30 protein-coding genes and 1 pseudogene are annotated in these 25,251 nt (G+C 41.2%); 21 read left to right on the top strand and 10 right to left on the bottom strand.

The annotated features are described in order from the left end of the window. Positions 1–12: 12 nt before the first annotated feature. The 11 genes from FC27_RS11950 to FC27_RS09900 all read left to right on the top strand — a co-directional run bounded on the left by FC27_RS11950 (position 13) and on the right by FC27_RS09900 (position 6,426). A complete protein-coding gene (locus FC27_RS11950; RefSeq protein WP_201781099.1) occupies positions 13–573 on the top strand; it encodes an SPFH domain-containing protein in 561 nt (186 codons plus the stop codon). Between the two features lie 8 nt (positions 574–581). After that, on the top strand, positions 582–743 hold the full coding sequence (locus FC27_RS11945) for an SHOCT domain-containing protein (RefSeq protein ID WP_235699656.1): 162 nt from the start codon (positions 582–584) through the stop codon (positions 741–743). Positions 744–746: 3 nt separating this feature from the next. Continuing rightward, positions 747–1,001 (top strand): TFIIB-type zinc finger domain-containing protein, encoded by a 255-nt coding sequence (locus FC27_RS09935; protein WP_010625109.1) that lies wholly within the window; start codon positions 747–749, stop codon positions 999–1,001. A 12-nt stretch (positions 1,002–1,013) separates the two neighbouring features. Next, on the top strand, positions 1,014–1,601 hold the full coding sequence (locus FC27_RS09930) for a heavy metal-binding domain-containing protein (RefSeq protein WP_010625108.1): 588 nt from the start codon (positions 1,014–1,016) through the stop codon (positions 1,599–1,601). A gap of 265 nt (positions 1,602–1,866) precedes the next feature. Further along, a complete protein-coding gene (locus tag FC27_RS09925) occupies positions 1,867–2,433 on the top strand; it encodes a zinc-ribbon domain-containing protein (RefSeq protein WP_010625107.1) in 567 nt (188 codons plus the stop codon). Between the two features lie 278 nt (positions 2,434–2,711). Beyond that, positions 2,712–3,359: a zinc-ribbon domain-containing protein gene (locus tag FC27_RS09920; protein ID WP_010625106.1), complete on the top strand. Its 648-nt coding sequence runs from the start codon at positions 2,712–2,714 to the stop codon at positions 3,357–3,359. Between the two features lie 156 nt (positions 3,360–3,515). Then, positions 3,516–4,304: an MFS transporter gene (locus tag FC27_RS12060; protein WP_235699655.1), complete on the top strand. Its 789-nt coding sequence runs from the start codon at positions 3,516–3,518 to the stop codon at positions 4,302–4,304. Between the two features lie 3 nt (positions 4,305–4,307). Next, on the top strand, positions 4,308–4,706 hold the full coding sequence (locus tag FC27_RS12055; protein WP_235699654.1) for a hypothetical protein: 399 nt from the start codon (positions 4,308–4,310) through the stop codon (positions 4,704–4,706). A gap of 69 nt (positions 4,707–4,775) precedes the next feature. Continuing rightward, a complete protein-coding gene (locus FC27_RS09910) occupies positions 4,776–5,399 on the top strand; it encodes a nitroreductase (protein WP_010625105.1) in 624 nt (207 codons plus the stop codon). A gap of 33 nt (positions 5,400–5,432) precedes the next feature. Then, positions 5,433–6,176 carry a matrixin family metalloprotease gene (locus tag FC27_RS09905; protein ID WP_010625104.1) on the top strand — a complete coding sequence of 248 codons (744 nt, stop codon included), beginning with the start codon at positions 5,433–5,435 and terminating at the stop codon, positions 6,174–6,176. A 40-nt stretch (positions 6,177–6,216) separates the two neighbouring features. Beyond that, positions 6,217–6,426, top strand: coding sequence for a type II toxin-antitoxin system HicA family toxin (locus tag FC27_RS09900; protein ID WP_010625103.1), 210 nt, complete (start codon positions 6,217–6,219; stop codon positions 6,424–6,426). 8 nt (positions 6,427–6,434) lie between these two features. On the opposite strand, the gene FC27_RS09895 is transcribed toward FC27_RS09900, so the two are convergent. Together FC27_RS09895 and FC27_RS09890 are read right to left on the bottom strand one after the other, a co-directional pair. Continuing rightward, complete coding sequence (locus tag FC27_RS09895; RefSeq protein WP_010625102.1) at positions 6,435–6,857, bottom strand: hypothetical protein; 423 nt, start codon at positions 6,855–6,857, stop codon at positions 6,435–6,437. Continuing rightward, positions 6,857–8,383, bottom strand: a complete 1,527-nt coding sequence (locus tag FC27_RS09890) for a Y-family DNA polymerase (protein ID WP_010625101.1) — start codon at positions 8,381–8,383, stop codon at positions 6,857–6,859. Before FC27_RS09890 ends, FC27_RS09895 begins: the two co-directional genes overlap by 1 nt. Positions 8,384–8,552: 169 nt before the next feature. On the opposite strand from FC27_RS09890, the gene FC27_RS09885 reads away from it, so the two are divergent. The 6 genes from FC27_RS09885 (at position 8,553) to FC27_RS09860 (ending at position 14,240) form a co-directional block, all read left to right on the top strand. Further along, positions 8,553–8,927, top strand: coding sequence for a GntR family transcriptional regulator (locus tag FC27_RS09885; RefSeq protein ID WP_029508221.1), 375 nt, complete (start codon positions 8,553–8,555; stop codon positions 8,925–8,927). Then, positions 8,920–9,630: an ATP-binding cassette domain-containing protein gene (locus FC27_RS09880; protein ID WP_010625099.1), complete on the top strand. Its 711-nt coding sequence runs from the start codon at positions 8,920–8,922 to the stop codon at positions 9,628–9,630. Before FC27_RS09885 ends, FC27_RS09880 begins: the two co-directional genes overlap by 8 nt. Next, on the top strand, positions 9,623–10,405 hold the full coding sequence (locus FC27_RS09875) for a hypothetical protein (protein WP_010625098.1): 783 nt from the start codon (positions 9,623–9,625) through the stop codon (positions 10,403–10,405). Before FC27_RS09880 ends, FC27_RS09875 begins: the two co-directional genes overlap by 8 nt. Positions 10,406–10,589: 184 nt before the next feature. Beyond that, positions 10,590–11,789 (top strand): acyltransferase, encoded by a 1,200-nt coding sequence (locus tag FC27_RS09870; protein WP_010625097.1) that lies wholly within the window; start codon positions 10,590–10,592, stop codon positions 11,787–11,789. Continuing rightward, entirely contained in the window at positions 11,746–13,263 is a 1,518-nt protein-coding gene (locus FC27_RS09865; protein WP_010625096.1) for an AMP-binding protein, read from the top strand. The genes FC27_RS09870 and FC27_RS09865 overlap by 44 nt, the downstream gene beginning before the upstream one ends. Next, complete coding sequence (locus tag FC27_RS09860) at positions 13,260–14,240, top strand: aliphatic sulfonate ABC transporter substrate-binding protein (protein ID WP_010625095.1); 981 nt, start codon at positions 13,260–13,262, stop codon at positions 14,238–14,240. Before FC27_RS09865 ends, FC27_RS09860 begins: the two co-directional genes overlap by 4 nt. A 91-nt stretch (positions 14,241–14,331) precedes the next feature. Here FC27_RS09860 and FC27_RS09855 read toward each other — a convergent pair whose 3' ends face one another. From FC27_RS09855 to FC27_RS09820, 8 genes are all read right to left on the bottom strand, one after another. Next, complete coding sequence (locus FC27_RS09855) at positions 14,332–14,913, bottom strand: hypothetical protein (protein WP_010625094.1); 582 nt, start codon at positions 14,911–14,913, stop codon at positions 14,332–14,334. A gap of 222 nt (positions 14,914–15,135) precedes the next feature. Continuing rightward, on the bottom strand, positions 15,136–15,858 hold the full coding sequence (locus FC27_RS09850; protein ID WP_010625093.1) for an ABC transporter ATP-binding protein: 723 nt from the start codon (positions 15,856–15,858) through the stop codon (positions 15,136–15,138). Then, positions 15,858–16,664: an ABC transporter permease subunit gene (locus FC27_RS09845; RefSeq protein WP_010625092.1), complete on the bottom strand. Its 807-nt coding sequence runs from the start codon at positions 16,662–16,664 to the stop codon at positions 15,858–15,860. Before FC27_RS09845 ends, FC27_RS09850 begins: the two co-directional genes overlap by 1 nt. Before the next feature lie 2 nt (positions 16,665–16,666). Beyond that, positions 16,667–18,169 carry an AMP-binding protein gene (locus FC27_RS09840; RefSeq protein ID WP_010625091.1) on the bottom strand — a complete coding sequence of 501 codons (1,503 nt, stop codon included), beginning with the start codon at positions 18,167–18,169 and terminating at the stop codon, positions 16,667–16,669. A gap of 134 nt (positions 18,170–18,303) precedes the next feature. After that, positions 18,304–19,689 (bottom strand): sensor histidine kinase, encoded by a 1,386-nt coding sequence (locus FC27_RS09835; RefSeq protein WP_010625090.1) that lies wholly within the window; start codon positions 19,687–19,689, stop codon positions 18,304–18,306. Further along, complete coding sequence (locus tag FC27_RS09830; RefSeq protein WP_010625089.1) at positions 19,686–20,378, bottom strand: response regulator transcription factor; 693 nt, start codon at positions 20,376–20,378, stop codon at positions 19,686–19,688. Before FC27_RS09830 ends, FC27_RS09835 begins: the two co-directional genes overlap by 4 nt. Positions 20,379–20,521: 143 nt before the next feature. After that, entirely contained in the window at positions 20,522–21,169 is a 648-nt protein-coding gene (locus FC27_RS09825; RefSeq protein WP_010625088.1) for an SDR family NAD(P)-dependent oxidoreductase, read from the bottom strand. 72 nt (positions 21,170–21,241) lie between these two features. After that, positions 21,242–21,976 (bottom strand): sulfite exporter TauE/SafE family protein, encoded by a 735-nt coding sequence (locus FC27_RS09820; RefSeq protein WP_010625087.1) that lies wholly within the window; start codon positions 21,974–21,976, stop codon positions 21,242–21,244. Between the two features lie 107 nt (positions 21,977–22,083). On the opposite strand from FC27_RS09820, the gene FC27_RS09815 reads away from it, so the two are divergent. The 4 genes and pseudogenes from FC27_RS09815 to FC27_RS09800 form a co-directional block, all read left to right on the top strand. Further along, positions 22,084–22,659 (top strand): TetR/AcrR family transcriptional regulator, encoded by a 576-nt coding sequence (locus FC27_RS09815; RefSeq protein ID WP_010625086.1) that lies wholly within the window; start codon positions 22,084–22,086, stop codon positions 22,657–22,659. Between the two features lie 95 nt (positions 22,660–22,754). Next, positions 22,755–24,257 (top strand): MFS transporter, encoded by a 1,503-nt coding sequence (locus tag FC27_RS09810; protein ID WP_040521336.1) that lies wholly within the window; start codon positions 22,755–22,757, stop codon positions 24,255–24,257. A gap of 145 nt (positions 24,258–24,402) precedes the next feature. Then, a complete protein-coding gene (locus FC27_RS09805) occupies positions 24,403–24,678 on the top strand; it encodes a hypothetical protein (RefSeq protein ID WP_010625084.1) in 276 nt (91 codons plus the stop codon). A 201-nt stretch (positions 24,679–24,879) separates the two neighbouring features. After that, a pseudogene (locus FC27_RS09800) lies at positions 24,880–25,251 on the top strand (hypothetical protein); the annotation flags it as partial.

Below are 25,251 nucleotides of genomic sequence, written 5' to 3'. Positions count from 1 at the left end.
GACAATAAAGAGATTGCTTTCGTCAATCTTCGAGAGATCCGTGGCATCAAATTTGGGACGAAAGGTCCTCAGACTTATCATGATTTATTCTACGGAGTCGATTTAGAGATTTTATCTTTTGGAGCTTTTTCTATTAAGGTGACTGATCCAATTAGATTCATCCGCGAATTCGTACCCGTTACGACCGGATATTACTCATTTGATGACGGCAAAGCTCGCAGTCAATTGCTCTCAGAATTTCTTCAATCATTTACTTTGGTATTGAATTCGTTGTCGGAACAATATCGAATCTCGCAATTGCCGGCTCATTCCAGTGAGATCGTCGGCAAGATCGCGCAAAGTCGCTCATTAGTGGGAGATTGGCAGGAGCGTTTTGGGATCAAGTTGTTCTCAATCGGGATTGAGAACATTGAGTTTTCGGAAGATTCACGGGGCTTGGTCAAGGAGTTCTCATCTAATCGGATGAACGTCAATTCATACAATGGCTTGTCTCAACAATCAGCCAATTTGGCTGCTCAACAAAAAATCGCCGACGGGATCAAAGACAATGGCCTGGGCGATGGAGCGGGATGATTTTTGGAATGAATACGGCTAACAATCTGGGTCCAAATTCGGAGATCAAACATACGCAATCGTTAGATGAACAAATCGCGGCCGTTAAGAAGCTGAAGAGTTTAGTTGACGAGGGCATCTTGTCAGAAGACGAGTTCAACTTAAAGAAGAAAGAAATAATGGGATTATAAACAATGGGACAAGCTAAAAAAATCGTTAAATGTCAAAATTGCGGTGCCAGTGATTTCACGACCGTCAATGGTTACCGGACTTGCAGTTACTGTGGCTCAGTGCTGAGTTCTACGGTTGAATCGACTATCGCCTTAAATAGTGATGTTCAAAATTTGTTGAACAAGATGCAAACTGATCCAGCTAATGCCGTCCTATACGCCAACTTGATCTTGGATATAGACCCTACCAATGTAGAAATTCAAAAATACTTATATTAATCGGAGAAACAAATGAAAACTAAAGATATTACTCGAGTATATAACTTGCCTCAAAAACGACTCGATAACTTTTTGCGGGGAATGACGCGTGACGAAATCACTTACGGGATATTTGCGGACGTTAATGTACTTGATACAGCAGTACCAGGAATCGTGGAAGAATTCCGCCAGATGATCCAATCGGAAGATGCCGAGTTTCAACAGCAGCAACAACAAGAACTCGAAAAAAGACGCGATATGTCGGGAATCTTGATCACTTCAGGATTCAATTTTGACGGCTTCAAGGTCGTGAAATATTCCGGCTATATCTCTGGGGATGACGCCATTCAAGTCGATCGAGGCCAACAAGGATTTTTTACGAGTGCGACTAATGTTGGTGAGGCTTTGATGAACAATTTATCAACGATTCGGCGCAATGCCTTGCAAGAGTTGAAGGAGCAAGCATACGCACTGGGATGTAATGCCATCATTGGTGTAGACTTCGATTACCTGACCTTAGATCCGGAAACAGTCAGTGCATCTGGTGGTACGCTTTACATGCCTTATGTTTTTGGCGTTACTGCCAACGGTAATGCAGTGATCATCGAAAAGGATATTTAATATATAGTAGCTAAGCTCCAACGATTGAGTGATCTCAGTCGTTGGGGCTTTTCTGTTATCTCAATTGTTGTCTATTTAGTTATTAGTTAGGGATCTTTGGTATATTAGATTGGTGCTTTAAAATATTGAAAGCTATACATGTTAGTGATTTTGCCTATAATCACATCGAGCGTTGGGGGGGTACTTAGCAAAAAATCAGTATGATTAATGATTATAGAATTTAGCTAATTGAAAATCGGGGATTGCTTAAGGGGAGTACTGTATTATGAAGTTTTGTACGAATTGTGGATTTAAATTGTACGAGGATGACAGATTTTGTCCTAAGTGTGGGACACAACAAAGAAGTGTTGAGAATAATAATGTTAATGAGACCGCAGTAGATTACCGTTTTGATGCTGAAGTCAACGTACCGCAAAATAATCTTAATTATAATCAACAACCAAATAACCTTAACTATTATGGCCAACAAAATGCCTATACTGAAGGATTTACGATTGGTCAGCCACATCATTTTAGTATTGAAGAAAGCGTTAGTTATATATTTGCCAATATATTTGATTTTAATCCAAAAGTTCAGGATAATCAGATGTCAATTTTTTGGTGGAATTATTTATTATTCTGCATGGAAATAGTGATGGTTGCACCACTTTTGACAGCGATAAACATAATCGTAACTGTTATTGCAACTGAAGTGATTTTGATATTATTGTTGCCATCTATGATGCGCAGATTAAATTATTTAGGGAAAAATAAAAATTTAGCGTGGTTATCATTACTTCCCGCCGTATCAATTTATCCATTCATATTGATGTTCACAAATAGAAAAAATTGATAATTTATCTATTTACTAACCAAGCTCCAACGATTGAATTATTTCAGTCGTTGGGGCTTTTCCATTGCAGGAACTATTGTCCAGTTGGTAATTAACTAGCAATCTTTGGTATATTAATATAGGTGTTTCAAGATATAAATATTTTCATTGAGAGAATAAAATAAAAAAACCGAATATACTTGGGACTTTGTCTCTCAATGTATAAGGGAATTGGGGATATTTTTGATGAAGGATCAGTTTTAAGAAATTATGAACTATTGTAGGGGGAACAAAGTATAATGAAATTTTGTACGAATTGTGGATTTAAATTGGATGAGGATGCCCAATTTTGTATTAAGTGTGGTGCAAAACAAATAAGTGTTGAGAATAACAATGCTGATGAGACCTTGGTAAATTCTGGTTTTAGTGCAGGAAGTGGCGTAACACAAAATAACCCTAATTATAACCAACAGCAAGGCAATTTTAATCAACAACAAAGCAATTTTAACTATAATCAACAGCCAAATAACTTTCGTCAGCATGGTCTACAAAATGCTTATGCCGAAGGATTTGCGATCGGACAGCCGCAACATCTTAGTTTTAGCCAAAGTGTTAGTTATATATTCGCCAATATGTTTGACTTCGGTCCAAAAGTCCAAGATAATCAGAAATCTATTTATTGGTGGAATTTTTTATTATTATGCATTTTTACAATGTTGGTTAATACAGTAATGGAAGTTAATGTTTTTAATACAGGATTTTTAAGTATAGCCATTGTTGGCGGTATTTTAGATGAAATATTTGGGATATTATCATTGCCAGCCATGATGCGTAGATTAAATTATTTAGGAAAAAATAAAAATTTAGCGTGGCTGATGCTTCTTCCTATTGTAGAATTGTATCCATTTATATTGATGTTTACCGATAGAAAAACATGGTATTTATAAAATCACTAACTAAGTTCCAACGATTGAATGATCTCAGTCGTTGAGGCTTTTTTTAATGGAGAAATTATCGTCACGAGGTTCACGAAGCAGAAAACTTTGGTATATTGAAATTGGTGTTTTTAAACATAAATATTTTTCATCGGAGGGAATGAAATATTGGAAGCTAAATATGCTAAGAATTTTAAATTACGGACTGTGACATTTATCTTGGTTGCCTTCATGCTGGGATGTAATGAGTTCATGGTCGTTGGTATCTTGTCAGATATCGCTAAGAGCTATCAAGTATCGCTGTCTAGCATCGGTATCTTGGTCACAGCCTTCGCCTTAGTTTATGCGATAAGCACGCCTATTTTGACGACTTTGACTAGTCATTGGGATCGGCGAAAATTACTGTTGGTCTTGATCGGGGTATTTTTCATCAGTAACACGGCCACAGCTTTGGCACCAACATTAGCTTGGCTGTTCGCCGCCCGGATCTTGACGGCTATCGTCGCCGGGACCATCATCACCTTGGTCAATCTCTTCGCCAGTATCACCGCACCACTTGATAAACGGCCAATGGTCATGGCTTGGGTCGGGGCAGGTTTCAGTATTGCTTCCGTTATCGGTGTTCCCATTGGTTCTGCCATTGCAACTTTGATCAGCTGGCACGCCAGTTTCTGGCTAGTTTCATTTTTGACCATCATCGTCTTCGGACTATTAGTTTGGTTGACGCCAGATGAAAAACCCGAAGTTACCGGAAGCGTCGTCGAGCAATTGAAACTGTTTAGAGATCCTAAAATCTTATTAGGGATCGGCATCACCGTGGCCGTCTTGAGTGTTCAATATACCTTTTATACTTACGTTCGGTCATTAATAACCACCGTCTTAGGCTTTGATTTGACCACCCTGAACTGGTTATTGCTAGTCCTCGGACTAATGAGTATCTTAGGGAACCAACTCTGAGGCATGATCGCGAAAAATAATGGTGAGTTCAAACTGCCTTATGTCTTCATCTTGTTGATCATCTTCTGTCTGCTGCTGGGTGTTTCGTTCAATAATCAAATTACCGGAATGGTCGTCTTAGCCATCCTCTGTACTTTAGTAATCAGCTATGGGACGACTATCCAGTTAGGATTCATGGATGAAGCGGCTCGTAAGTATCCGCAATCATTAGCTTTGGCTACATCATTGATCTCGATCTTTTCTAACGTCGGGATCTCGATTGGTTCATTCTCAGCTTCAACGACGGTTAGATTTTTCAGCTTAAATGCAGTTGGCTATGTTGCAGCTATTTATGGCGTTATTGCTTTAGTACTAGCTATCTTTTTAGGCCGTGCGATCAAAAAAGAGTGGGCCCAAGCATAAAAAGCTTGCTCTCGCGTGGACTCGAAGGCTTAACATGAAGGTAGCTTATAAAATGAGAGGAGTTTTTTTATGGCAGATTTAACACGTAATTCAACTAGAAATTTTTCTGATAAACAAGTCGATCTCGACGTTTTGAAACATATCATATCGGAAGCCCAAAAGGCTCCATCATGGGAAAATGCTCAACCTTACCAAGTTTACTTGGCTACAGGTGAAACAGCTAAACGCTTGCGTAAATCACATGAAAAATTAGTAAGTAGCGGTGAGAAGAGCTGGACTGAGGTAGTCCCTCCACAGGAATGGGACCAAAAGGCTCAAGCCAATATCAATAATTGGCAAGCTTCTGCCGGTGCATCACCGAAGAATACTGAATTTGGCGAGATGAACGATGTTTTGTTCAATGCTCCAGCTATCTTATACATCACCATCAAAAAAGATGCTTCCAGCTACGTCGCTTATGACGCTGGTGCCTTTGGTTATGGCGTTATCTTAGCCGCTCAAAAACAAGGAGTCGGCAGTATCCCAGCCTTTGGTTTTGCCAGATATCCAGCTGAGGTCCATAATGAATTTGATATCCTTGATGATCAGGCTATCTTCATGGGCATTGGCTTAGGCTATGCAGCAGACGATAGTATCAATGATTTCAAGGTCGAACGTAACGAGCTTGATCAGTTTTTGACCATCAAAGATTAATCAGATATGAATGAAAAAGAAAGTGAGAGATAGATGCGTTACTTCTTAAAAACATTATTTAGAGGATTGCTTTTAGTTGCCGTAATGGTTGCTTTAGTAGGGGTCGCCGGTTATGTTTCGACTGGTGGTAATAATTTTTCCAACACTTCATCAGCTAACCGGATCCGTTCTTCGTTACTGACAAGTGCGCAAAACTTTCTACAACGATTAGGCCTGGGGAATATCCAGATCAACACCAACGGCCAGAAGTACCAACAAAAATCGTTGACACCTAAATCAACTGATTCCACGACACCGATTGAATCTAACGTCCAGCAAGTTTCTTTGAACAATACTTTTTATTACCATTTTCAAAGTGGGACGAGTCAAGCGGTCAAGAACGTCTTCTTGTCAGCTATCGATACTTACAATAAGACTGGTATCGTCAAGTTAGTACCAGGCACGGCTGATAAGATGCAGAATTCGTTGGCATTTGGGACTTATAATGAGAATACGACTAGTGTTTCAGGTGACATGGTCGAGTCAGAACTTGGTAAAGGTGGTCCAGAAACTTTCCAAAGTACCCTGGGTGACTGGAACCATGGGATGGCTAAATTAAATGTTTATTATCCTGAAGCTGTCTCAGTCTCCGTGGCAACCCACGAACTAGGACATGCCTTAGGGCTCGGTCACAGTGGTGATCCGCAGTCAGTCATGTATCCAACTGATCAAGGGATGACCCAGTTGACCCAAGCTGATATCGATACCTTGAAGGCTATCTATCAGGAGCAAAAGTAAGCGAAAACGTGTATAGTGAATCGTGAGAGGGGATGATCTTATGGCAATGAAACCCCGCAAACTTTTAAAGCTTTTGAGAAAAAATGGTTTCGTCGAGAAATCCCAAACCGGGTCGCATTTGAAGATGTATAATCCGCAGACGAATGTGACGTTGCCAGTCCCCGTTCACTTTGATAAAGAGTACGAACACGGGATCGAAAGTAAAATCTTAAAACAAGCAGGTATCACGCAAAAAAATGACGCTAATTAAATTTAGCGTCATTTTTTGATATTGCGGATATTTACCAGCACGATCGAAGTGTCTCCAAAAGTTACCCGACCTTTAGCTGGCTCGATTTTTTTAAATGGGCCTTTGACATGTTCATAGAAACCGGACTCATCATTGAAATAAGTCACATCGACCACGATTGGGGATGCTTGCTGTTGCAAGTATTTGATCTTGTCGACGATTTTTTGTTCCTGTTGATAGTTCAAATATTGTTTATTTTCATAGTTGTCAGTCTTATTTTGGATCGATTCATGAAAACCTTGCAAGGCACCAAAGGGGGCAAACTGGGCCGCCCGGTCGATCTGATTCATCGGCAGGTGCCGTTTCGAGTGGCGATAGTCAACGTCCATGATGTCATTGTATTTGGAGGTATCATTGAAGATCTTTTGTTCGATCAACTTTTTTTCATCCATTAAGCGCGATGACCTCCGATCTGATTGTTACGCTCGATCGTCGTCGAACCTTTTTCAAGATCCGAAGCCTTCAAGATAACATTCTTATTGCCGAAGCGCTTCTGCAGATCCAAAATCGTCTCCTGGATCTTTCGATCGCGCAGACGTTGGTCCTGCGCCAACTTTTCTTGCTTGATATCTGCTTGAGTATCGTCGAACAAACTAGTCTGTTTGAATTTAGTCGTCGATGACTCCTGCTGTTCGTCGATTAAATGATTAGCGGTCAAGGTGACCCGCCTGATCAAGAAATTATGATTGATATTGTCTTCATACAATTTTTTGAAAGTTTTTCGCAATTCACTTGAAGAAGAGGTGGGAACATCTAAGTTTGCTGTGGCATGACTGGGTTTAGGTGTTTTGCGCCCGTAATAATCTTCGACGATTGGGCCGTTGTAGTCGGTCGTTACTTGAAGACTGGTAATGTCATAATCGACGATGATGCCGATCCGATCGGTCAGAACTTTTTTAGCAACTAGATCAAGTGCCAAAGCATCACTCATCCCACGGACGATAACTTGGCCGTCTTCAAAAGAAGTTGGTTTCATCAGGACTTGTCCCGAATATAATCCGTGGTCGTCAGAACGATAATTTTTGATATCTTTGAGAGTTGCTGTTTCATTGCCCCAAGCGTGGTCGATGATCAATTCAGCATTCTTGCCGAATTCATGATAGAGGATCTCTTCATTTTTGTCGTCGGAGAGACTGCCTAAAGAGCAGCGGGCGACATCGCCCATGGTGTTCAAGCCTAATTTTTCTAAACGCTTAGCGATACCGCGACCGATCCGCCAAAAGTCCGTCAATGGCGTGTGGGCCCAGAGCAATTTACGATATTGATGCGGATCCATCTGGGCGATCCTTACGCCATCTTGATCAGCAGGGATGTGTTTGGCCACGATATCCATCGCTACTTTAGCTAGATATAAATTAGTTCCGATACCGGCGGTAGCAGTGATGCCAGTTTCTGATTGGATCTGTTGGATGATGGTTTTAGCTAGTGTGTGAGCAGAAACCGGATGGTTGTCGAGATATTCAGTCACGTCCATCAAGACTTCATCGATCGAATAGACGTGGATATTTTCTGGTCGGATGAATCTTAGATAGATCCCATAGATCTGAGTGCTTTTTTCGATGTAGTAGCTCATTCGTGGCGGGACGACTTTGTAGCCAACTTTGAGACTTTTTGAATTCAAAAGATGTTGGCGATTGAAGGATGAATAAGTCGTCAAACGATGTCTGGGTGCTGCTTGTTGTCTTTGTCGATTGATCTTATCGACCGTTTGTTCCACTTGGTAAAGCCTAGGACGGCCAGGCACACCAAACTGTTTGAGGGCGGGGGAAACAGCCAGACAAATCGTCTTATCGGATCTAGAGCTATCGGCGACGACTAAATTAGCGTTCAACGGATCTAATTTGTGATCGATACATTCAACTGACGCATAAAATGATTTCAAATCAATGGCAATGTAGGTCCTTTGGCTGTCTGTCATGGGCTGTTCTCCTTTCTTCATGACAAAAAGGTGCTCACTGAGCACCTTTATTTGTAGGATAATTATAGCATTTTTATCTGGACGATTGTGGACGAAGGCCTTGCAATTCTATCCAACTAGTTTTATAGTGTACTAGTAATCTAGTACAGCAGGAAACGAGATGAAGACAGTGAAATTTGATGACAATATCCCGATTTATTTGCAGATAAAAAATTATCTTTATCATCAGATCATTACTGGCGACTTACAGCCGGGTCAAAAATTGCCTTCGATCCGCCAGCTGGCAGTCCAGGTGACCGCAAATGCTAATACGGTCCAAAGGTCATTGTCGGAGATGGTTGCTGAGAAGGTCATCGAATCTCAACGTGGCAAGGGCAACTTTGTGACGCTGGATACTGATTTGATTCAACGATTAAAGCAACGTTTAGTGAATGAGCAATTGGCGATTGCATATGACCAGTTACATTCGTTAAACTTAAATGATGAAGAAATTATTACTGAGTTCAAGAAATTTCTGAATAACAGGGGTGCAAAAGATGAGTGAAGTATTGAAAATTACCGACTTGAATTATAGTCATCGTTTGAAGAAGATCCTTCAAAACGTTGACCTGACGATCGAGTCAGGAAAAATTATCGGGCTACTAGGTGAGAACGGTGCAGGTAAAACTACCTTGATGCGTTTGATCACTGGCGTAGCTTCAGGGAAAGGTGAGATCGTGGTCTCTGGCGACACGAAAGTTGCTGAACGCAAGAGCCATGTCAGCTACATGGACCATTTAGGTGGCTTTCCACTTAACACTAAGATCGAAAAAGTCGTCCGTTTTTATGCCAAAGTTTATCCAGACTTTGACAGCCAAAGATATTCGCAATTAGCAGACTTTTTGAAGTTCGATAAATCCTTGAAATTGTCATCCTTGTCTAAAGGTAATAAAGAGAAATTCGTCATTGCCCTGACTTTGTCCCGTCAATGCGATCTCTACTTATTGGATGAGCCATTCGACGGTATCGACAGCATGAGCCGAAAAGAGATCATCAACAGTATCATCAAATGGAAACCAGACGACGCTACGATCGTCATCAGTGACCACTACGTTTCTGAGATCTCAGCTTTATTAGATGAGATCGTGGTCATCAAAGACGAGACCGTCAACTGCCATAAGAAAGCTGACGACATCCGTGCCGAGACAGGCAAAGATATCGAAGACTTCTACGAGAGCTTATATCAAGGAGGTACTCAAAATGACTAGTTTCAAGAATTTCTTCTCAGCACTGATGGGCGAAAAATTCCGCAACGTTAATTTCATATTGCTGATCAACATCGTTGCCATCGTCATCTCCGTAATTTGGGCCATGATCAACGGCAATTTCACCAACGCAACCTTTTTCCAATACACCATGACTTGGTCGTTCATCGCCATGTTAGTCGGATTCATCCGTTTGACCGTCTTGCATGAGAAAATTTATACCCGCGATAGCTTCCGGTTGATCCCGGTAGGCGATATTAAATTCTACTTAACTAATTTATTGACATCCTTCGTTGGTATCTTTTATATGTGTGCGATCGAATTAGTCTTAAGTGCCGCTACCGCCGCCATTAATTGGCAACAATATGTTGACGAATTCAAATTGATGGCTCAGATGTACGGTTCTCAAAATCTCGACATCGGCCGTTTAGTTTGGACTTTCGTCGCCATGATCATCATCATGTTAGCTGTAACTGTCCTAGCTTGGACAACTATCAGTTTGATCCACTTATTAGGACGTGCTGGCGGTAGTTTCTTGCCAAGCAGTCAAAGTCGGATTCTTAACTTCGTCGTTTACATCGTAGTTATTTTCATCGTTCTACGAGTAGTTGGCTTCATAATGGACATGGTCCAAAATTCAACTAATATGTTGACTAACACCAATGATATTTGGAACTTCAGCTTATTCGTAATCGGTATCTTAGTAGTTGCCGCCATCGAAGCAGCTGTTAATATTTACTTGATGAGCCATTGGGTCGAAACAGTTTCAGAATCTTAATTAATTTAAATAACACCACCTTATTACGGCTAAAACAGCCGTGGTAAGGTGGTTTTTTGTTTGCTAAGACATCTCTAAGAATTTCTTATTTTAACCTTAGTTAATCATCAAGACCCACCAGTTTGAGAATGCTATAACTTATGTATGCTTTTGAAAAAGCAATTAAAGTTATCGAGGTGACGCTTTGGCAGAGGCAAAGAAAAAGAAATATTTACATGAAGTCGACTTAATGCGAGTGATCTTTATCGGTGGTGTGCTTTTAAATCACACCACGACAGCTTTCAAGAATAATGTTGGTGATGGTTCAGGGAGCCAACTATTTATTCAAGCTACTCACTTGTCGCTTCATTTTACAAGAATGGGTTTCATGTTTATGACCGGACTCGTCTTAGTGTTGAATTATTACAATAAGGACCAACATTGGTTCAAGTTTTGGAAGAAACGCTACATCAATGTTGGGATACCTTACATCGGTTGGAATGCAATCATAATGTGGTTTGTGACCATCACCGCCGGTGTCGCCATCAGTTGGCCAAATTATTTCAACAATTTACTTGATGCAATCATCCACGGGAATAAGTATTACATGTACTACATCTTAGTCACTTTCCAGTTGTACTTGATCTTCCCATTATTAGTTTATATGTTCAAAAAATTACCAAAGCATCACATTGCCATATTAGTTACCAGTGCCGTCATCCAGTTGCTACTAGTGATTGGGATCAATTACTGGCTACCAGGTGTCGACCGTGATGGTTGGTGGTACTTATTTAGATCTTACGGTTTAAATATCCTCGTCTATCAATTCTACTTTATCGCCGGGGCTTTCGTTGCCATTCACTACAACGAAGTCGACCGCTTTATTGAGAAATATCACCGCATGATTGGTTGGACGACTTTAGCCCTATCACTAGGGACAGTCGCATTGTTCTTCGGTAACATCCACATCTTGCACTTAAGTATGAGTGCTACTGAATCGATCCACCAACCATTGATCTTTATTTATGACACAGTCATGATCGCCTTTGTTTTCTGGATTGGACGCCAATACGCTCACGCCAGAAATCACGGCTTACCAATGTGGGCCGAGCACACGATCAAAAATATGTCGAAGGTCTCATTCGGGATCTACTTAGTTCAAACAATCCCAATGACCATGCTTTACGGGATCCTCAGTCTAATCAAATTACCATCAATCGCGATGCTATTACTGTTGCCATTCGGGTACGCCTTCGTTCTCGGCGGATCATTCTTGATCTCCTGGTTCTGTTACAAAGTACCCCCATTCGGAGTCCTTATCGGTCGCCCACAGTGGCACATATCAAAAGGAGTTAGAAAACATGTCAGAAATAACAAATTCGTTGAACAACCAGTTAGAGAATAATCTCACTGAAAAAATCATTAAAGATGAAACAAACGATCGTTGGTTCACCGGTTCTGAAATCCGTTCCGATGTCGAAATAGTCAGAGATGAACTGACTAAATTACATATCGGACTAGGTGACACCGTCCTAGTATGTTTGCCTAATTCGGCAGCCTATCCAGCGATCACTCAAGCAATCTGGGAAGTCGGAGCCAACATGCATCCAATCGCTGCTACGACTCCTAAAAAAGAGTTGCAAGCAGAATTGAACGATCACGACTACGTTGCTTCGATCGTCAAAGATGATCTCGTAGATGCCGTTATTGATGAGCATTTAGTCAGCGTTTCAAACTTGAGCTTACAAACTGCTCCTGAATTGAAGTTGATCCGTGATCGTCACATCATCGGACATGATGCTCAGATTCCTAATGAAGATGACTTAGCTTTGATCATGAATACTTCCGGGACTACTGGTAAACCAAAACGAGTTGGTTTGACTCACAAGATTTTAGTCAACGCTGTTAAACATGACATTAAGAGTCATAAAATGACTCCTTCAGATACGACTTTATTAGTAATGCCAATGTTTCATATCAATGCCCAAGCAGTCTCGATCTTATCGACTCGCTTGTCTGGTGGGAAATTAGTTATTGCCAATAAATTCAGTGCCTCGAAGTTCTGGGACCAAGTTAGAAACAATCAAGTCACTTGGGTCTCAGTCGTTCCAACAATCGTTAATATTTTATTGATCAATAAGAAAGCTAATGAAAGTTATTCAGACGATATCAAATTAAGATTCGTCAGAAGCTCGTCGTTTGCCTTACCAATGGACAAACTGACCGCTTTTCAAACTAGATTCCACACCCAAATTTTGGAAGGTTATGGAATGACCGAGACTGCCAGCCAGTGCACAATCAATCCGTTTGACGCTCCAAAAGTTGGTTCAGCTGGGAAACCTTTTGAAACCGACGTTAGGATCATGGTCGATGGCAAAATTGCTGACGAACCTAATCAAATCGGCGAGATCGTCGTCCGTGGTGACCACGTGATTTCAAGCTATATGGATCCTCATCCTGAATCATTTGAAGATGGTTGGCTATTGACTGGTGATCTGGGTTACTTCGACGAAGACGGTTATTTATTCGTTAAGGACCGTAAGAAGGATATTATCAACCACGGTGGCGAAAAAGTTGCTCCAGCCCAAGTTGAGAATTCTTTGAGCCAACTTGATTTCGTCAACGAAGTTTCAGTTGTCGGGACGCCTGACGATTTGTACGGTGAGGCCGTTACCGCAGTTGTTATCACATCTGACCATCAAGATGAAGATTTGAAACGTCAACGAATTTTGGAACATGCTAAAGAAACTCTGGCTGGTTACGAACAGCCGACTCGGGTCATTTTCGTTAATGACTATCCCCGCAATGCCACTGGTAAAGTTATTCGCCTGAAATTACGTGAACAAGTTATCTCGACATTGGTAGGTAAAGGTGCATGAGAAAAAATCGCAAACGTTTAAAAAAGATTTTAATCAGTATCGTCTTGATATTGTGGGCTGGCGTGGCTGTTTATGGCTTTAAACAGACTGACGCTGGCTCTAGCATGTCTGGCAATAAGACAGTCACGATTGGTTATCAAAAGGGTGATCCGTTCGATATTGCTAAACAGCGAGGCGAGTTCTCGAAGAAAATGGAGAAGAAGGGTTACAGCGTTGTCTTCAAACAATTCCAAGATGGTAATGCCTTAATGCAAGCTTTGCAGTCTGGTAGTATCGATTACGGAAGGACCGGCGATACGCCACCAGTTTCAGCACTTTCTTCTGGGACTAAATTGACTTACATTGCTGCCGGGGACTCCAAAGCTAAAGGCTCTGCAGTCTTGACCAAAAAGGGTTCCGGTATCTCTTCGATGAAAGATCTCAAAGGTAAGAAGGTTGCTTACGCCAAAGGGACTACTTCTCAGTACATGTTGCTAGCTGCTCTGAAAAAGGCTGGGATGAGTGCTGACGATGTAACCTGGGTAAATATGAGTCAATCCAGTGCCAGTGCAGCCTTCACCAAAGGTAAGATCGATGGCTGGGCTACTTGGGATCCTTATACCGCTCAAGCTCAGTTGACACAAAATGCCAAGACCGTCATGAACGGTGTCGGCATCTCCAATAATAGAGATTACGTCTTATCACTGAGAAGTTACGCCAAAGATAATAAAGAAGTTTCCAAGTACTTAACTAAGTACCTCGATGAAGATATGAAGTGGGCTAATAATAACCACAGTGATTTGATCAAGATGATGAGCAAGTCACTGAAATTATCCGAATCAGTCGTTAAGAAAATGGTCAACCGTAGATCTTATGGTGTCAGTGAAATGAGCAGTAAGTACGTCAAAGAAGAACAAAAGATCGCCAACTTGTTCTATTCAGAAGGGTTCATCAAGAATAAGGTGAATATCAATGAAACAGGTGACTATGATAAATAATAATTAAAATTAGCCCTTGAGTTGCAAGACTCAAGGGCTTTTTGCGGTCAAAAAAAGCAACTAAATCCATTACGATTCAGTTGCTAAGAGCCTAATAACTATATTTATCCGACGGACTACCATCAGGATTCAAGACGCCGATTTCCATTTGATGCTGCGTCTGTTTTTCTCCAAAAGTCTTCATACTGTCTGGCGTGCTTTGCAAAGCTTGCAATGACGACATACCTTGTTGTTCCTTGTACAGGGCTGGCGACTCGCCGTACTTGTTGACAAAGCCCGTCAGAGTATTCTCGTCATAGGAGATACCATCATTGCCAGAGTTTTGGCTTGCTTGAGGAGCATTGGACTGAGACTGTTGATTTTGAGCCTGCGATGCCTGATTGTTAGAGTCAGTCGTCGCCGGAGTCGTTGATTGTGGTTGAGTATTGTTTTGTTGAGCGTCGTTATTTGCAGTTGTAGCTTGATTAGACTGTTGAGTTTGAGACTCGTCTTGCTTAGTAGTTTTCGATTTTTTCTTTGAAGACGACTTTTTTTGATGAAGCTTTTTCCGTTTAGAAACTAAGGAAGATTGGTCCTTCTTGTTATCAGTGGAACTGGCAGATTTCTTATTTGAGCAGGCCCCCAAAGATAGAGTAAGGATAATTAATAAAAATGATGTGATTATTTTTTTCATTTGCACTGACCTTTTTTGAATTTAATATCGTTCACAGGGTTGATGATATTTGAATTAGGGGGATCTGACAATAATAAGTTATGATAATAATAAGATTTGATACAAAATAAAACAATACGATTGAATTGTTGTATATTCAGAATATTTAATCGTCCAAAAATTTTTAATTGAGCGCAAAAAAATAACGAGTAAGGAGTTTCCTTGCTCGTTATTTTGCGTAATTTAAGCTAACTGCTTTCGAACAGGTTTTTCATCTAAGATCTCACCGAGGACACGGTCGGCAACGACGCCGATTTGACCGGCGTTGCGATTCTTAGGGCAATCCTCTTCATAAGAGTTGGTTGAATCTTTCATGACGATGATCCGGTCAGCCATTCTAGCAGCTTCTTCAACATCATGGGTAACTAAGATAGTCGTTAGATCTTGTTTCTTGCAGATGTCTAAAATCAAGTCCTGCATCTTATGTCTAGTCAAAGCATCAAGTGCACCCAATGGTTCATCCAACAATAAGATCTTCGGGTTAGTCATCAAGGCTCTAGCCAGAGCGACACGTTGTTTTTGACCACCAGATAGTTGATTGGAGAAGTGGTCGGCATAATCACCTAATTCGACTAAGTCCAATAATTCTTGCGCATGCTTTTTAGTTTTTTTATCTTTTGAACTAAAAGATAAATTGTCTAAAACAGACATCCAAGGCAGTAAGCGATCCTCTTGAAACATGAATCGTGTCAATGATTTGGAATCAGACGAGTTGATCTCAACTGAGCCAGATGTAGGTTGCTCCAAATTAGCAATCAGACGCAAGAGAGTACTCTTGCCACCACCACTCATTCCGACCAAAGCGATAAATTGACCTCGGTCGATACTGAGGTTTACATCATGTAAAGCCACCAGATCATCATATTTTTTATTAACATTTTTTACATTGATTATTGAATTACTCATTAAGCTTTGCTCCTTCCAGTTTTTTGCCAATCTAACAAGATGCTTTCAAAACTTTTTGCGACTAAATCGGAAATTTTTCCGAGAATGGCGTAGACGACGATACAGAGGATGACGGTCTCCATATCCATGAAATCTTCGGCGTTGTTGGCCATATAACCGATACCTGAGTTAGCCGAGATAGTTTCGGCAACAATCAAGGTCGTCCACATGACACCGAGTGCATAGCGGATCCCGACCAAAATCTGTGGTAAAGCTGAGGGGAAAATTATTTTGAAGAATAATTGCTTTTTGGAGAGTTCATATGATTTTCCCATTTCCAACAAGTCGGGGTCGACTGAGCGGATACCATGAAAGGTGTTGATATAAACGGGGAACATGGTCCCGATAGCGACTAAAGAAATTTTAGCGGATTCGTTGATCCCTAACCATAAGATGATCAAGGGGATCAAAGCCAAATGAGGGATGTTCCGAAACATTTGGATCGAGGAGTCAAACAGCATCCGACAAGTGTTGGACATTCCGTTGATGAATCCTAAGAGGAAACCAATCCCACCACCGATCAAGAGACCGACGGTCGCCCGATAAAGGCTGACGCTGAGATTTTTCGGCAGCTCTCCTGAGGCGGTAAGAGTGATTCCGTCTTGAAGCACTGCTAATGGTGAAGGTAAGATGCTGCTCGACAACCAGCCTAGACTGCTGCTGACTTGCCAGGCCAAAATGACGATTATAGGAATTAGAAAAGGTAAGATTTTGTTTACTGGTACTGAGAATTTTTTTCGTTCAGATAAGCTGACTGCTTTTTGCATATTTAGGCCTCCTTCAATTGTTGAGCGACTATTTCAGCTAGTCGTGCACGTTGGACTTTTTTTGTAGCATTCTTTGGTAATTCATCGCTGAAAATATATTTGGTTGGTCGTTCAACTGGGAGTAGTTGTTCGTTCGCCAGTTCATCTAAGAGTGCTATTTGGTGACGGTGATCTTTGGTCTCAATATTAGGGACGATCACTGCGGCCACTGTTTCACCATAGATTGGGTCGGGGATACCAACGACGGCAATTTCTTTGATAAATTTCAAGTCGACCAGACAATTTTCGATCGTTAATGGATTAACATTTTCGCCACCGCGGATTATCATTTCTTTGCTGCGACCTGCGATGTGGAGATATTTGTTCTCATCGACTGATCCGAGGTCACCGGTCAATAGGTAACCGTCGTGAAATGATTCTGGTTGGGGATCGAGGTAATTTTTGATGACGCTGTCTCCTTTGATAGCGATTTGGCCAACTTGGCCGGTCGATAGTGGTCTGTTTTGGGAATCGAGAATTTGTAAGTCGGTGTTTTCAAAAGTGCCGACGGTGTTTCTGATTGGATGATCGAGTGGGTTTTGCGCGATTTGTCCGGCAGCTTCGGTCATGCCATAGCTTTCGACCAAGGGAATATTGAATCTTTGATCGAATTTATCATGGGTGCTAGGCAAGAGTGGAGCGGAACTGGTCCGCAAGAATCTCAATTTGTTGTCAGTCGGTTCTTCGTCACGTCTTAAGAGGATGGCGAGAATTGCTGGTGTCAAGGAGATCCAAGTGATTTGCTCGTGGCTGACATCTGACCAAAAGTTGTGGGCGCTGAACTTTTCACGGAAAAGCAGTTGTCCATGAGATAAACGGGTGGCCAGATTCGAAATGACTAAGGCGTTGATATGAAACATTGGCATGATGACCAAGGTCTTGTCTTCAGCGGTCAATTTCTCAGTTTGGATGATATTATTGGCGCCTGCTAGGATTTGTTGATGAGTCAAGCCGACTCTTTTAGGTTTGCCAGTAGTACCGGAAGTGTGCATGATCAAAGCAAGTTGATCATCTTCAGGCTCTTCTGATAAATGGGCAATGTGTTTATTTCTAATGAAAATTTGGGCTTCAGGCTCGTGCAATGTTGCTAGCCGAGGCTGATTAGTGAAGATCATATTAAGATATTTCAAATCGTGGATGTTTTCGTTTAAAACTAGTGCGGAATAATTATAGTGGTCTTCTAATTCACTGATTTGAATCTCGGTCGTTTGGGGGTCGATAGTATGAACTATTGCACCGATCTCCCAAAGGCTTTGGGTTACTAATGAATAAGTGACTGAATTCGTTAAGCTAAGTAAGACGACATCGTCGTTGCCGATGCCCTTGTTTTTCCAATAAGTTTTCCAAATATTTTTTTCTGTTTTAAGTTGCTTGCCGGTATACCAATGTTTGGTTGCATCCTGCATTAAAGGACGGGAAGCGTCAGTAATTAATTGTTGTTCCAATTGTTCTGTTAGTCCTGACATGAATAAAACCAAGTCCTTTCTTTGATTGAATAAATTCAGTTTACAATCATCTTGGCTAAGCAACTACTTAGGTTTGATAAGGTTTAAATAAGAGATTCTTAGAAACGAAAAAAAGCCCCAGGATCAAGGAGATCCTAAGACTTTTCAAAAGTAACTCTAAAAATCGAACCTTGCGGTTGATTATCGAAAACGGTGATTTGGCCATTATTTAATTTAACTAATTGCGAGACAATCGATAACCCTAAACCACTACCTTTTATTTCCGTCGAGTGTGATGTGTCGACCCGATAGAAACGCTGGAAAACTAGCGGCTTTTGGTCATCAGGTATCCCGATTCCTTGGTCCGCGACTTCCAATTGGACATTTTGGTCATTTGCTTTCAATCGCAAAGTGAACGGCTTATTATCCGGCGAATATTTATCGGCATTGTCGAGCAAGGCAACAATGATCTGTTTTAAAGTGTCCTCATTATCAGAAATCTTCAGATCAGGTTCGACCGAGATCTTCAAAGTATGGGCGATAGCTTTTTGGTATTGTTGACCGATACTCGTCGTTAGCTTGGATAAGTCAAGCGGCTCCAAAATCAATTTTGCCCGGTCAGCCCGTGACAGACTGAGCAGGTTGGTGATCAGATTTTGCATTCGCAACGATTCTTCGTCAATATAGCCGAGTGATTCGGGTACTATTTCCGGATGTTTGTCGGCGTGGCGGTTGATCAAATTGATGTTGCCACGGATGGCGGCAATCGGCGTCTTCAATTCATGTGAAGCGTTAGAAACGAAATCGCGTTCACGCTGCAGTCGTTTGTTCTGCGTTTTCAGTAGGTCATTAAAGGCGTTACCGAGTTCATGAATCTCGCTGGGACTGCCAGGGACCTTCAAAGTTGGCTGGCCGACGTCAGAATCCTTGATGGTATTACGAGTCTGCGTCACCAGATCAATCGTTGGCAGACTCAATTTGGCAGCCAGACGTTGCGCCCACCAAGCCCCAAATCCGAGCGTGATGAAAGTGATAATACTAATAACGATCAATAATAAGACCATGCTACTGATCAGACTGTTCAAACTGGCCCAGAGCTGGTAGGTGGTCTGGTCGTTTTTGACTGAATAATAGAGGAACAGGCCGTACCCTTGGACGTAAACTATCGGATGTCCCTTGATGATATTGAATTTGTGCTGATTGATAAACTTTTGCGAGGCAGCGGTGGTCATAATAATCGAGCCTTCACGACTGGATGATGTTGTGATCGAAGTTTGATCAGTTTTGACGCGGATGATGGTGTTCTGTTTGGAATGACGGTTGTTTTGACTGCTCCAGTGAATGAAACTGCGTAGGTCATTGATATCAGCTCGGTTCAAACTGATCATTTGGCCTTGGGCATCATGGACGGTCTGTGAATATCGTTGGATGCCAACGGCGACTAAAATTAAGAAGCTGATCGAAACAGTAATAATGATGACTAATTTTTTGATGGCATCGTTGATTAATTTTTCGTAGGAAGTAGCTTCTTTATTTTTCATTCAGCGACTTCCTCAAGTGAGTAGCCTACACCACGGATGGTTTGGATCAGAGCATTATCATGTTTGCCATCAATTTTATTACGTAAGTAGCCAACATAAACATCGACGACGTTTTGCTGGCCAAGAAAATCTTGACCCCAAACGTTATCGAGCAATTCGTCACGAGTGAACGCCTGACCGATATGCTGCAAGAAGAACAACAAGAGGTCGTATTCGCGACGTGTCAGTTGAATGACTTTATCATTGCGAGTTACTTGGTGAGACTTGGTATTCAAAACTAAGTCATCAACTTGATATGTTTCGTCAGGTTCGGACATGTTAACGGCACGCCGTTGGATAACTCTAATACGTGCTAGGAGTTCTTCGATCTCGAACGGTTTGGTGATGTAATCGTCAGCACCATTATCGAGCCCAGCAACTTTATCGCCGACATAATCTCTGGCGGTCATGACGATGACTGGTACTTGGTCGTGTTTACGGATCCTGCGCAAAACTTCCATGCCGTCTAATTTTGGCAACATCCAATCAAGTAAGATCAGTAATAATTTGTTTTGATTCTTTTCATATAAGTCCATGGCTTCGACGCCATCGTTAGCGATCAGAACATCGAAATCCTCGAATTCAAGTTCTTTACTAACATAGCTGGAAAGACTACGTTCATCTTCTACAATTAAAATTGTATTTTTCATTAACAAAATCTCCCAATCGATATTTCCTATAAGTATAGTTGTATATTCCAATTAATTCTAATTAAAACTATAGCATGAATGTATCGATGGTAAAAAAATAACCGCTGATCATCATAGTTTTGATGATCAGCGGTTAATAGATTTTATTTGTAGGTGATCTCCCAATCAGTTTGCGATTGATACATTTGTAAGTATGCTTGACCTACTTTTTCGGGGTCGAAATGAGTCCCTGATTTGACTAAACCGGACACTGTGACTAGACCGACGAAAATATTTTCTTCAGCTAAGCTTTGATGAAGGGCTTGAGCCATGCTCCGCAAGGCTGCTTTATCCATTGATAGTGGCAAGAAGTCGGCTGATGGAGTGATCCCTAAATCGCCTCCGGTCATCATGATTGTTTTGGTGCCGAGGTTGAGTTGCTTGTCGATTGCCATTTGGATGCATTGATAAGCACCGCTGACGTCGACTTGAAAATGCGATTCCAGATCGATCCGGCTGGTGTTGTTCAAATTAGCTGGGGCGGTGATACCGGCATTGTAAATCATGACGTCGACCGTTTCAAACTTACTTTTTATGTGTCCAAACGCTTCTTGCAAGCTGTTTTTATCAGCAACGTTGGCTTTTTCAGAATAAGCTTCGATCCCTTCAGCTTGTAATTTAGCAATTAAGTCATCCAGATGTGATTGATTGCGGGCAACTAGAACGACACGAAAATTTTGTCGACCGAAATTTTTGGCGATACCTAAACCTAGTCCTGGTCCAGCACCGATAATGAGGACAGTTTTTTTCAAAATGATTACTCCCTTGAAAAATATTTAGCAAAGTTACTTTAGGACAAATTCTTCAATATTTCAAATAGACCCTTATAGGAGGCTGTTGGCACCCATGATCACTAGTAAGACTGCGATCAAGTAGTTGATATATTCGGGATGCTTGGTTTTATCGAGTAATTTGACCAATAATGGTGCTAAGAAAGCACCGATGATGGCACCGATGATCAATGGGACACCAGCTTGCCAATAAACTTTTCCGCCGATGATATGAAAGATTGCTCCCATTGCGGTCATGCCGACGAGGACGTAAGTCGAGGTAGCTGTAGCACGAAAAGTATCGAGCCCGAGCAACAACAGGCCGGCCAAGATTGGGCCACCGCCACTCAAGCCAGCGACGCCGACCATTAATCCGGCTATCACACCATATAAAGGTGCAGTATATTTAGAATGTTTCTTCTGACTAGTTTGCTTACGTTTGAGAAAAATTTTGATGCCTAAGAAGATTAGGATGATGCCGATCAACCAGGTATAGATTAGGTTGGGGATGTACGGTGAGAGTAGTGATCCGACGACGACGGCTGGCAATGATGCAAATAGCATTTGATTGCCGATGTGAAAGTCGATTCGCTTTTGTCGTGTATAAATGATGGAACCAATCAATAGTGATGGTAGTGCCGTGACGATGGAAGTTGCGGCTGCGGTGGCAGGCAAGAGGTGGAACCCACCTGATAGAATGCCGAGATAAAAGGCTGCACCACCGCCTCCGAGGGCGATGACGACGGTCCCGATGATTACGCCTAGAATGACTAAGCCGAGTGAAGCCATAAAACTTCCTTCTTTCAGATAGATTGCATTTGTGCGAAATTGTTTTATACTTAATTACAACATGTAATTATAATCTACAAAATGTAAAAATCAAGTGAGGCGTTTGGATGACTTCGAGAACACTTTCAAATGAAAAAATTATTGAAACAACTTTGATCCTTTTGCGAGAACAGAAGCCAGTGACCTTTTCTAATCTTGGCAAGCGATTGGGGACGCGTTCGCAGTCGCTCTATAATTATTTTTCTGGCACGACTGAATTAAAGGCAGCAGTGACGGCTGACTATTATTCACGGATATTTGCCAAGCTACAGACTAATTTGATGGGTGTCGCCGGTGAAGAGGCAGTAGTGATCTTTGCTAAGACGTATGCTGATCATGGAATCGAAGATTTCTTTGTGACTCAGTATGTGATGAGTTTACCCAAGGGAAAGTTTCACGAAGATAAGCAAGTCGAAGAGGCAATCGAATCGGTCTACCACACATTGCAACGTCTTTTGCGACCGATGGTCAAGGATGAAAAGCGTTTGATGATCGTTGAACGGATGATCCGTAACCTGATTTTAGGCGAGATCATTCATATTGGAACGGGACGGTTCAACAATCCGCTAGTCGACCCTAATGAAAGTTTTGAAGAAATGCTCAAAATAGCTATTGCATCGATTGATGAAAAGAATGAAAATTGACACTATATAGTCATTTTTTCTGAAAATTCTTTGCCTAATTGACTAGTCATGGCCTTAGTCATAGACTTTTTAGGTATACGTCTGTGTGATTTTTCATGCGGGCTTTCATTGGGGGTACGATTGTGAGTAGGAATCGGAAATTTATTGTTACATTTGCATTGATTTTATCAAATGCGATGGCTGGGTTGGATGCGACCATCATCAATACGGCTTTACCGGCGATCATCAGTGATCTGCATGGGATTCAATTTATGGGCTGGCTTGTGGCGATATTCCTGTTGGGGATGGCGGTCGCTACGCCTTTGTGGAGTAAATTTGGTGAACGAAAGGGTAACAAGACTGCCTACATCACGGCAACGGTCGTCTTTATGGTCGGAGCGCTATTTCAAGGACTTGCGCCCAACATCACCTGGTTCATTATTGCCCGTGGCCTGATGGGTATCGGTGCTGGAGGGATGAACACGATTCCCTTCATTATTTATTCGCAGATTTTCAAGAACTTGCGCCGGCGGGTCCAGGTCATCGGGGTCGCCTCAGCTAGTTTCAGTGGGACTTCGATCATTGGTCCGCTGCTTGGTGGTTGGATCGTTGATACCTTCAGCTGGCATTGGGTCTTTTATCTCAATTTGCCGATAGCCTTGCTGTCGATTGCCATCATCGTTTTCTTCTTCAACATCAAGGAGCATTTGAATGTCTCCAAAGTTGACTATTATGGAGCAATTTTGATGGTCTTAGGTTTAGTTTCAATCCTGGTCGGCATCCAAGAGTTAGGTGTCGCCTCGATTTGGATCACGGTCGGTTTCTTATTAGTTGGCTTTTTGTTGATTGCTTGGATGGTTAGAGTAGAATCGCAAGCTGATGATCCGATCGTACCTAATCGGTTGTTTAAAAATACTAAATTAGTTATCGATATGATTTTATTCGTTTTTCTCTGGGGTTCATTCGTTGCTTTTAATATTTATATTCCGATGTGGGCTCAAGGTATCATGGGGCTTAGTGCTCTGATCGGTGGTATGACTCAGATTCCTGGGTCAGTCACTAATTTTATTGGTTCTGAAGCAGGGCCACTGATGCAACGCCGCTTAGGTAGATATAATTTGATTGGTATTGGCACGGCAGCATTCTTCATCGCTTTTGTCGGCTTATATCTAGCTAAACAGTCCGCCAGTTATGCCTTTTTGATCACGATGGGTGCTTTTGAAGGCTTTGGTATCGGGCTTTGTTTCAATGTGCTGCAAGTTGCGGTCCAATACGATGCTGAGCCACGTGATGTGCCGATTGCGACATCGTTTGCTTATCTGGCCCGGATCTTGAGTCAGACTTTCATGTCAGCTATTTATGGTGTCATCCTGAATCAAGCATTGTTGAAGGGTGTCCAAAACAGTCACGGACATATCAGCATGTCGATGATGAACCAGTTGAGTAATTCGCAAACAGCTGGTCATCTGCCCGCCCAGTTTTTACCAGAAATGCGGACCATTTTATACAATGGTATACACAACATTATGTTGACAGCATTGCTCCTGGTAGTTGTTGTGGTAGTTATTTTGATTGTGATTTTCAAAAGTGGTTATGCCCGGCAGGGAAAATCACGATAATTTATTCAATAAATGCTTAAATGTGATAGAAGATTAAATATTGTGTCAATATTTTATGAAATCAATGATTAATTGGTATAGTTGTGATAATATGTAAAACATAAACGGAAAGCAAGATTAAAATTTACAAAGCAGGTGTTTATTTATGGAACTAAATGATAATACGGAAGCTAAGAAAGTTTTATCAGAGCTTTACACAGATATTAATGCGGATAAAGAAATCGATAAAGATAACTATTCAAAAGATCTCGTTTTAAGAACTTATAAATTATTGAATGACAATTATTCATTCACTTATTTATTTGGACGTTTACGTGATGACGAACATGTTATCAAGACAATCAAGAAATTGCGCATTGATAACAACTATGAAACTCAAATCAAGTACTTAGCTAAAGGCGCCACATACGCTTTGTATTAAGATTTTCTAATAGGTATTTCTCAAAATGAAATCAGCCTGGGTAAAGAAATTTACCCAGGTTTTTTTGTGCTTGGATTTTGATTTATGTATATAAAATTGAGGTTAGTTTTAGCAAAATTTAATTACACAATAATGAATGATTGATAAAAATATTCATTGATTGTAATAAATGAATAGTATAAAATTTAAAATACGTGGTTTTTGATAAGACTACTAATTAGAAATCCTGGGGAGGATATATTTATTAAGAAAGTTAAATACGCTGGAATAGCAGCTGCTACACTACTGTTGGCTCTTTCACCAGCAGCAACAAAAATTGTATCTGGGGATACAGCAAATGTTGCTAAAGCATCTACGACGGAAGTTATTTTAAATAGCGCAAAAGCTCAAGGTGGTATATTTGATAGCTTAAAAGATGGATGGAATAGTTTTACAAATTGGGCTGAAAATACTTTCAATCCAAACAAAAAAAAGGAACAAGCCGCAAAGGAAGCAGCTGAGAAAAAAGCCAAAGAGCATGCCGAAAAAGTAAAAAAAGCTCAAGAAGCATCCCAAGCCTCAAAGGACTCGCAA

This window comes from Companilactobacillus versmoldensis DSM 14857 = KCTC 3814 (assembly GCF_001434295.1).
Taxonomy (GTDB): domain Bacteria; phylum Bacillota; class Bacilli; order Lactobacillales; family Lactobacillaceae; genus Companilactobacillus; species Companilactobacillus versmoldensis.
Note: the sequence above shows the minus strand (reverse complement) of the source record. Positions and strands in the feature narration are given on the sequence as shown.

Excerpts from the sequence above, each read along its gene's own strand:
- FC27_RS11945 (WP_235699656.1), top strand. The coding sequence starts at position 582 with ATGAATACGGCTAACAATCTGGGTCCAAATTCGGAGATCAAACATACG.
- FC27_RS09935 (WP_010625109.1), top strand. The coding sequence starts at position 747 with ATGGGACAAGCTAAAAAAATCGTTAAATGTCAAAATTGCGGTGCCAGT.
- FC27_RS09930 (WP_010625108.1), top strand. The coding sequence starts at position 1,014 with ATGAAAACTAAAGATATTACTCGAGTATATAACTTGCCTCAAAAACGA.
- FC27_RS09925 (WP_010625107.1), top strand. The coding sequence starts at position 1,867 with ATGAAGTTTTGTACGAATTGTGGATTTAAATTGTACGAGGATGACAGA.
- FC27_RS09920 (WP_010625106.1), top strand. The coding sequence starts at position 2,712 with ATGAAATTTTGTACGAATTGTGGATTTAAATTGGATGAGGATGCCCAA.
- FC27_RS12055 (WP_235699654.1), top strand. The coding sequence starts at position 4,308 with ATGATCGCGAAAAATAATGGTGAGTTCAAACTGCCTTATGTCTTCATC.
- FC27_RS09910 (WP_010625105.1), top strand. The coding sequence starts at position 4,776 with ATGGCAGATTTAACACGTAATTCAACTAGAAATTTTTCTGATAAACAA.
- FC27_RS09905 (WP_010625104.1), top strand. The coding sequence starts at position 5,433 with ATGCGTTACTTCTTAAAAACATTATTTAGAGGATTGCTTTTAGTTGCC.
- FC27_RS09900 (WP_010625103.1), top strand. The coding sequence starts at position 6,217 with ATGGCAATGAAACCCCGCAAACTTTTAAAGCTTTTGAGAAAAAATGGT.
- FC27_RS09895 (WP_010625102.1), bottom strand. The coding sequence starts at position 6,857 with ATGGATGAAAAAAAGTTGATCGAACAAAAGATCTTCAATGATACCTCC.
- FC27_RS09890 (WP_010625101.1), bottom strand. The coding sequence starts at position 8,383 with ATGACAGACAGCCAAAGGACCTACATTGCCATTGATTTGAAATCATTT.
- FC27_RS09880 (WP_010625099.1), top strand. The coding sequence starts at position 8,920 with ATGAGTGAAGTATTGAAAATTACCGACTTGAATTATAGTCATCGTTTG.
- FC27_RS09875 (WP_010625098.1), top strand. The coding sequence starts at position 9,623 with ATGACTAGTTTCAAGAATTTCTTCTCAGCACTGATGGGCGAAAAATTC.
- FC27_RS09865 (WP_010625096.1), top strand. The coding sequence starts at position 11,746 with ATGTCAGAAATAACAAATTCGTTGAACAACCAGTTAGAGAATAATCTC.
- FC27_RS09860 (WP_010625095.1), top strand. The coding sequence starts at position 13,260 with ATGAGAAAAAATCGCAAACGTTTAAAAAAGATTTTAATCAGTATCGTC.
- FC27_RS09855 (WP_010625094.1), bottom strand. The coding sequence starts at position 14,913 with ATGAAAAAAATAATCACATCATTTTTATTAATTATCCTTACTCTATCT.
- FC27_RS09850 (WP_010625093.1), bottom strand. The coding sequence starts at position 15,858 with ATGAGTAATTCAATAATCAATGTAAAAAATGTTAATAAAAAATATGAT.
- FC27_RS09845 (WP_010625092.1), bottom strand. The coding sequence starts at position 16,664 with ATGCAAAAAGCAGTCAGCTTATCTGAACGAAAAAAATTCTCAGTACCA.
- FC27_RS09840 (WP_010625091.1), bottom strand. The coding sequence starts at position 18,169 with ATGTCAGGACTAACAGAACAATTGGAACAACAATTAATTACTGACGCT.
- FC27_RS09835 (WP_010625090.1), bottom strand. The coding sequence starts at position 19,689 with ATGAAAAATAAAGAAGCTACTTCCTACGAAAAATTAATCAACGATGCC.
- FC27_RS09830 (WP_010625089.1), bottom strand. The coding sequence starts at position 20,378 with ATGAAAAATACAATTTTAATTGTAGAAGATGAACGTAGTCTTTCCAGC.
- FC27_RS09820 (WP_010625087.1), bottom strand. The coding sequence starts at position 21,976 with ATGGCTTCACTCGGCTTAGTCATTCTAGGCGTAATCATCGGGACCGTC.
- FC27_RS09815 (WP_010625086.1), top strand. The coding sequence starts at position 22,084 with ATGACTTCGAGAACACTTTCAAATGAAAAAATTATTGAAACAACTTTG.
- FC27_RS09810 (WP_040521336.1), top strand. The coding sequence starts at position 22,755 with ATGCGGGCTTTCATTGGGGGTACGATTGTGAGTAGGAATCGGAAATTT.
- FC27_RS09805 (WP_010625084.1), top strand. The coding sequence starts at position 24,403 with ATGGAACTAAATGATAATACGGAAGCTAAGAAAGTTTTATCAGAGCTT.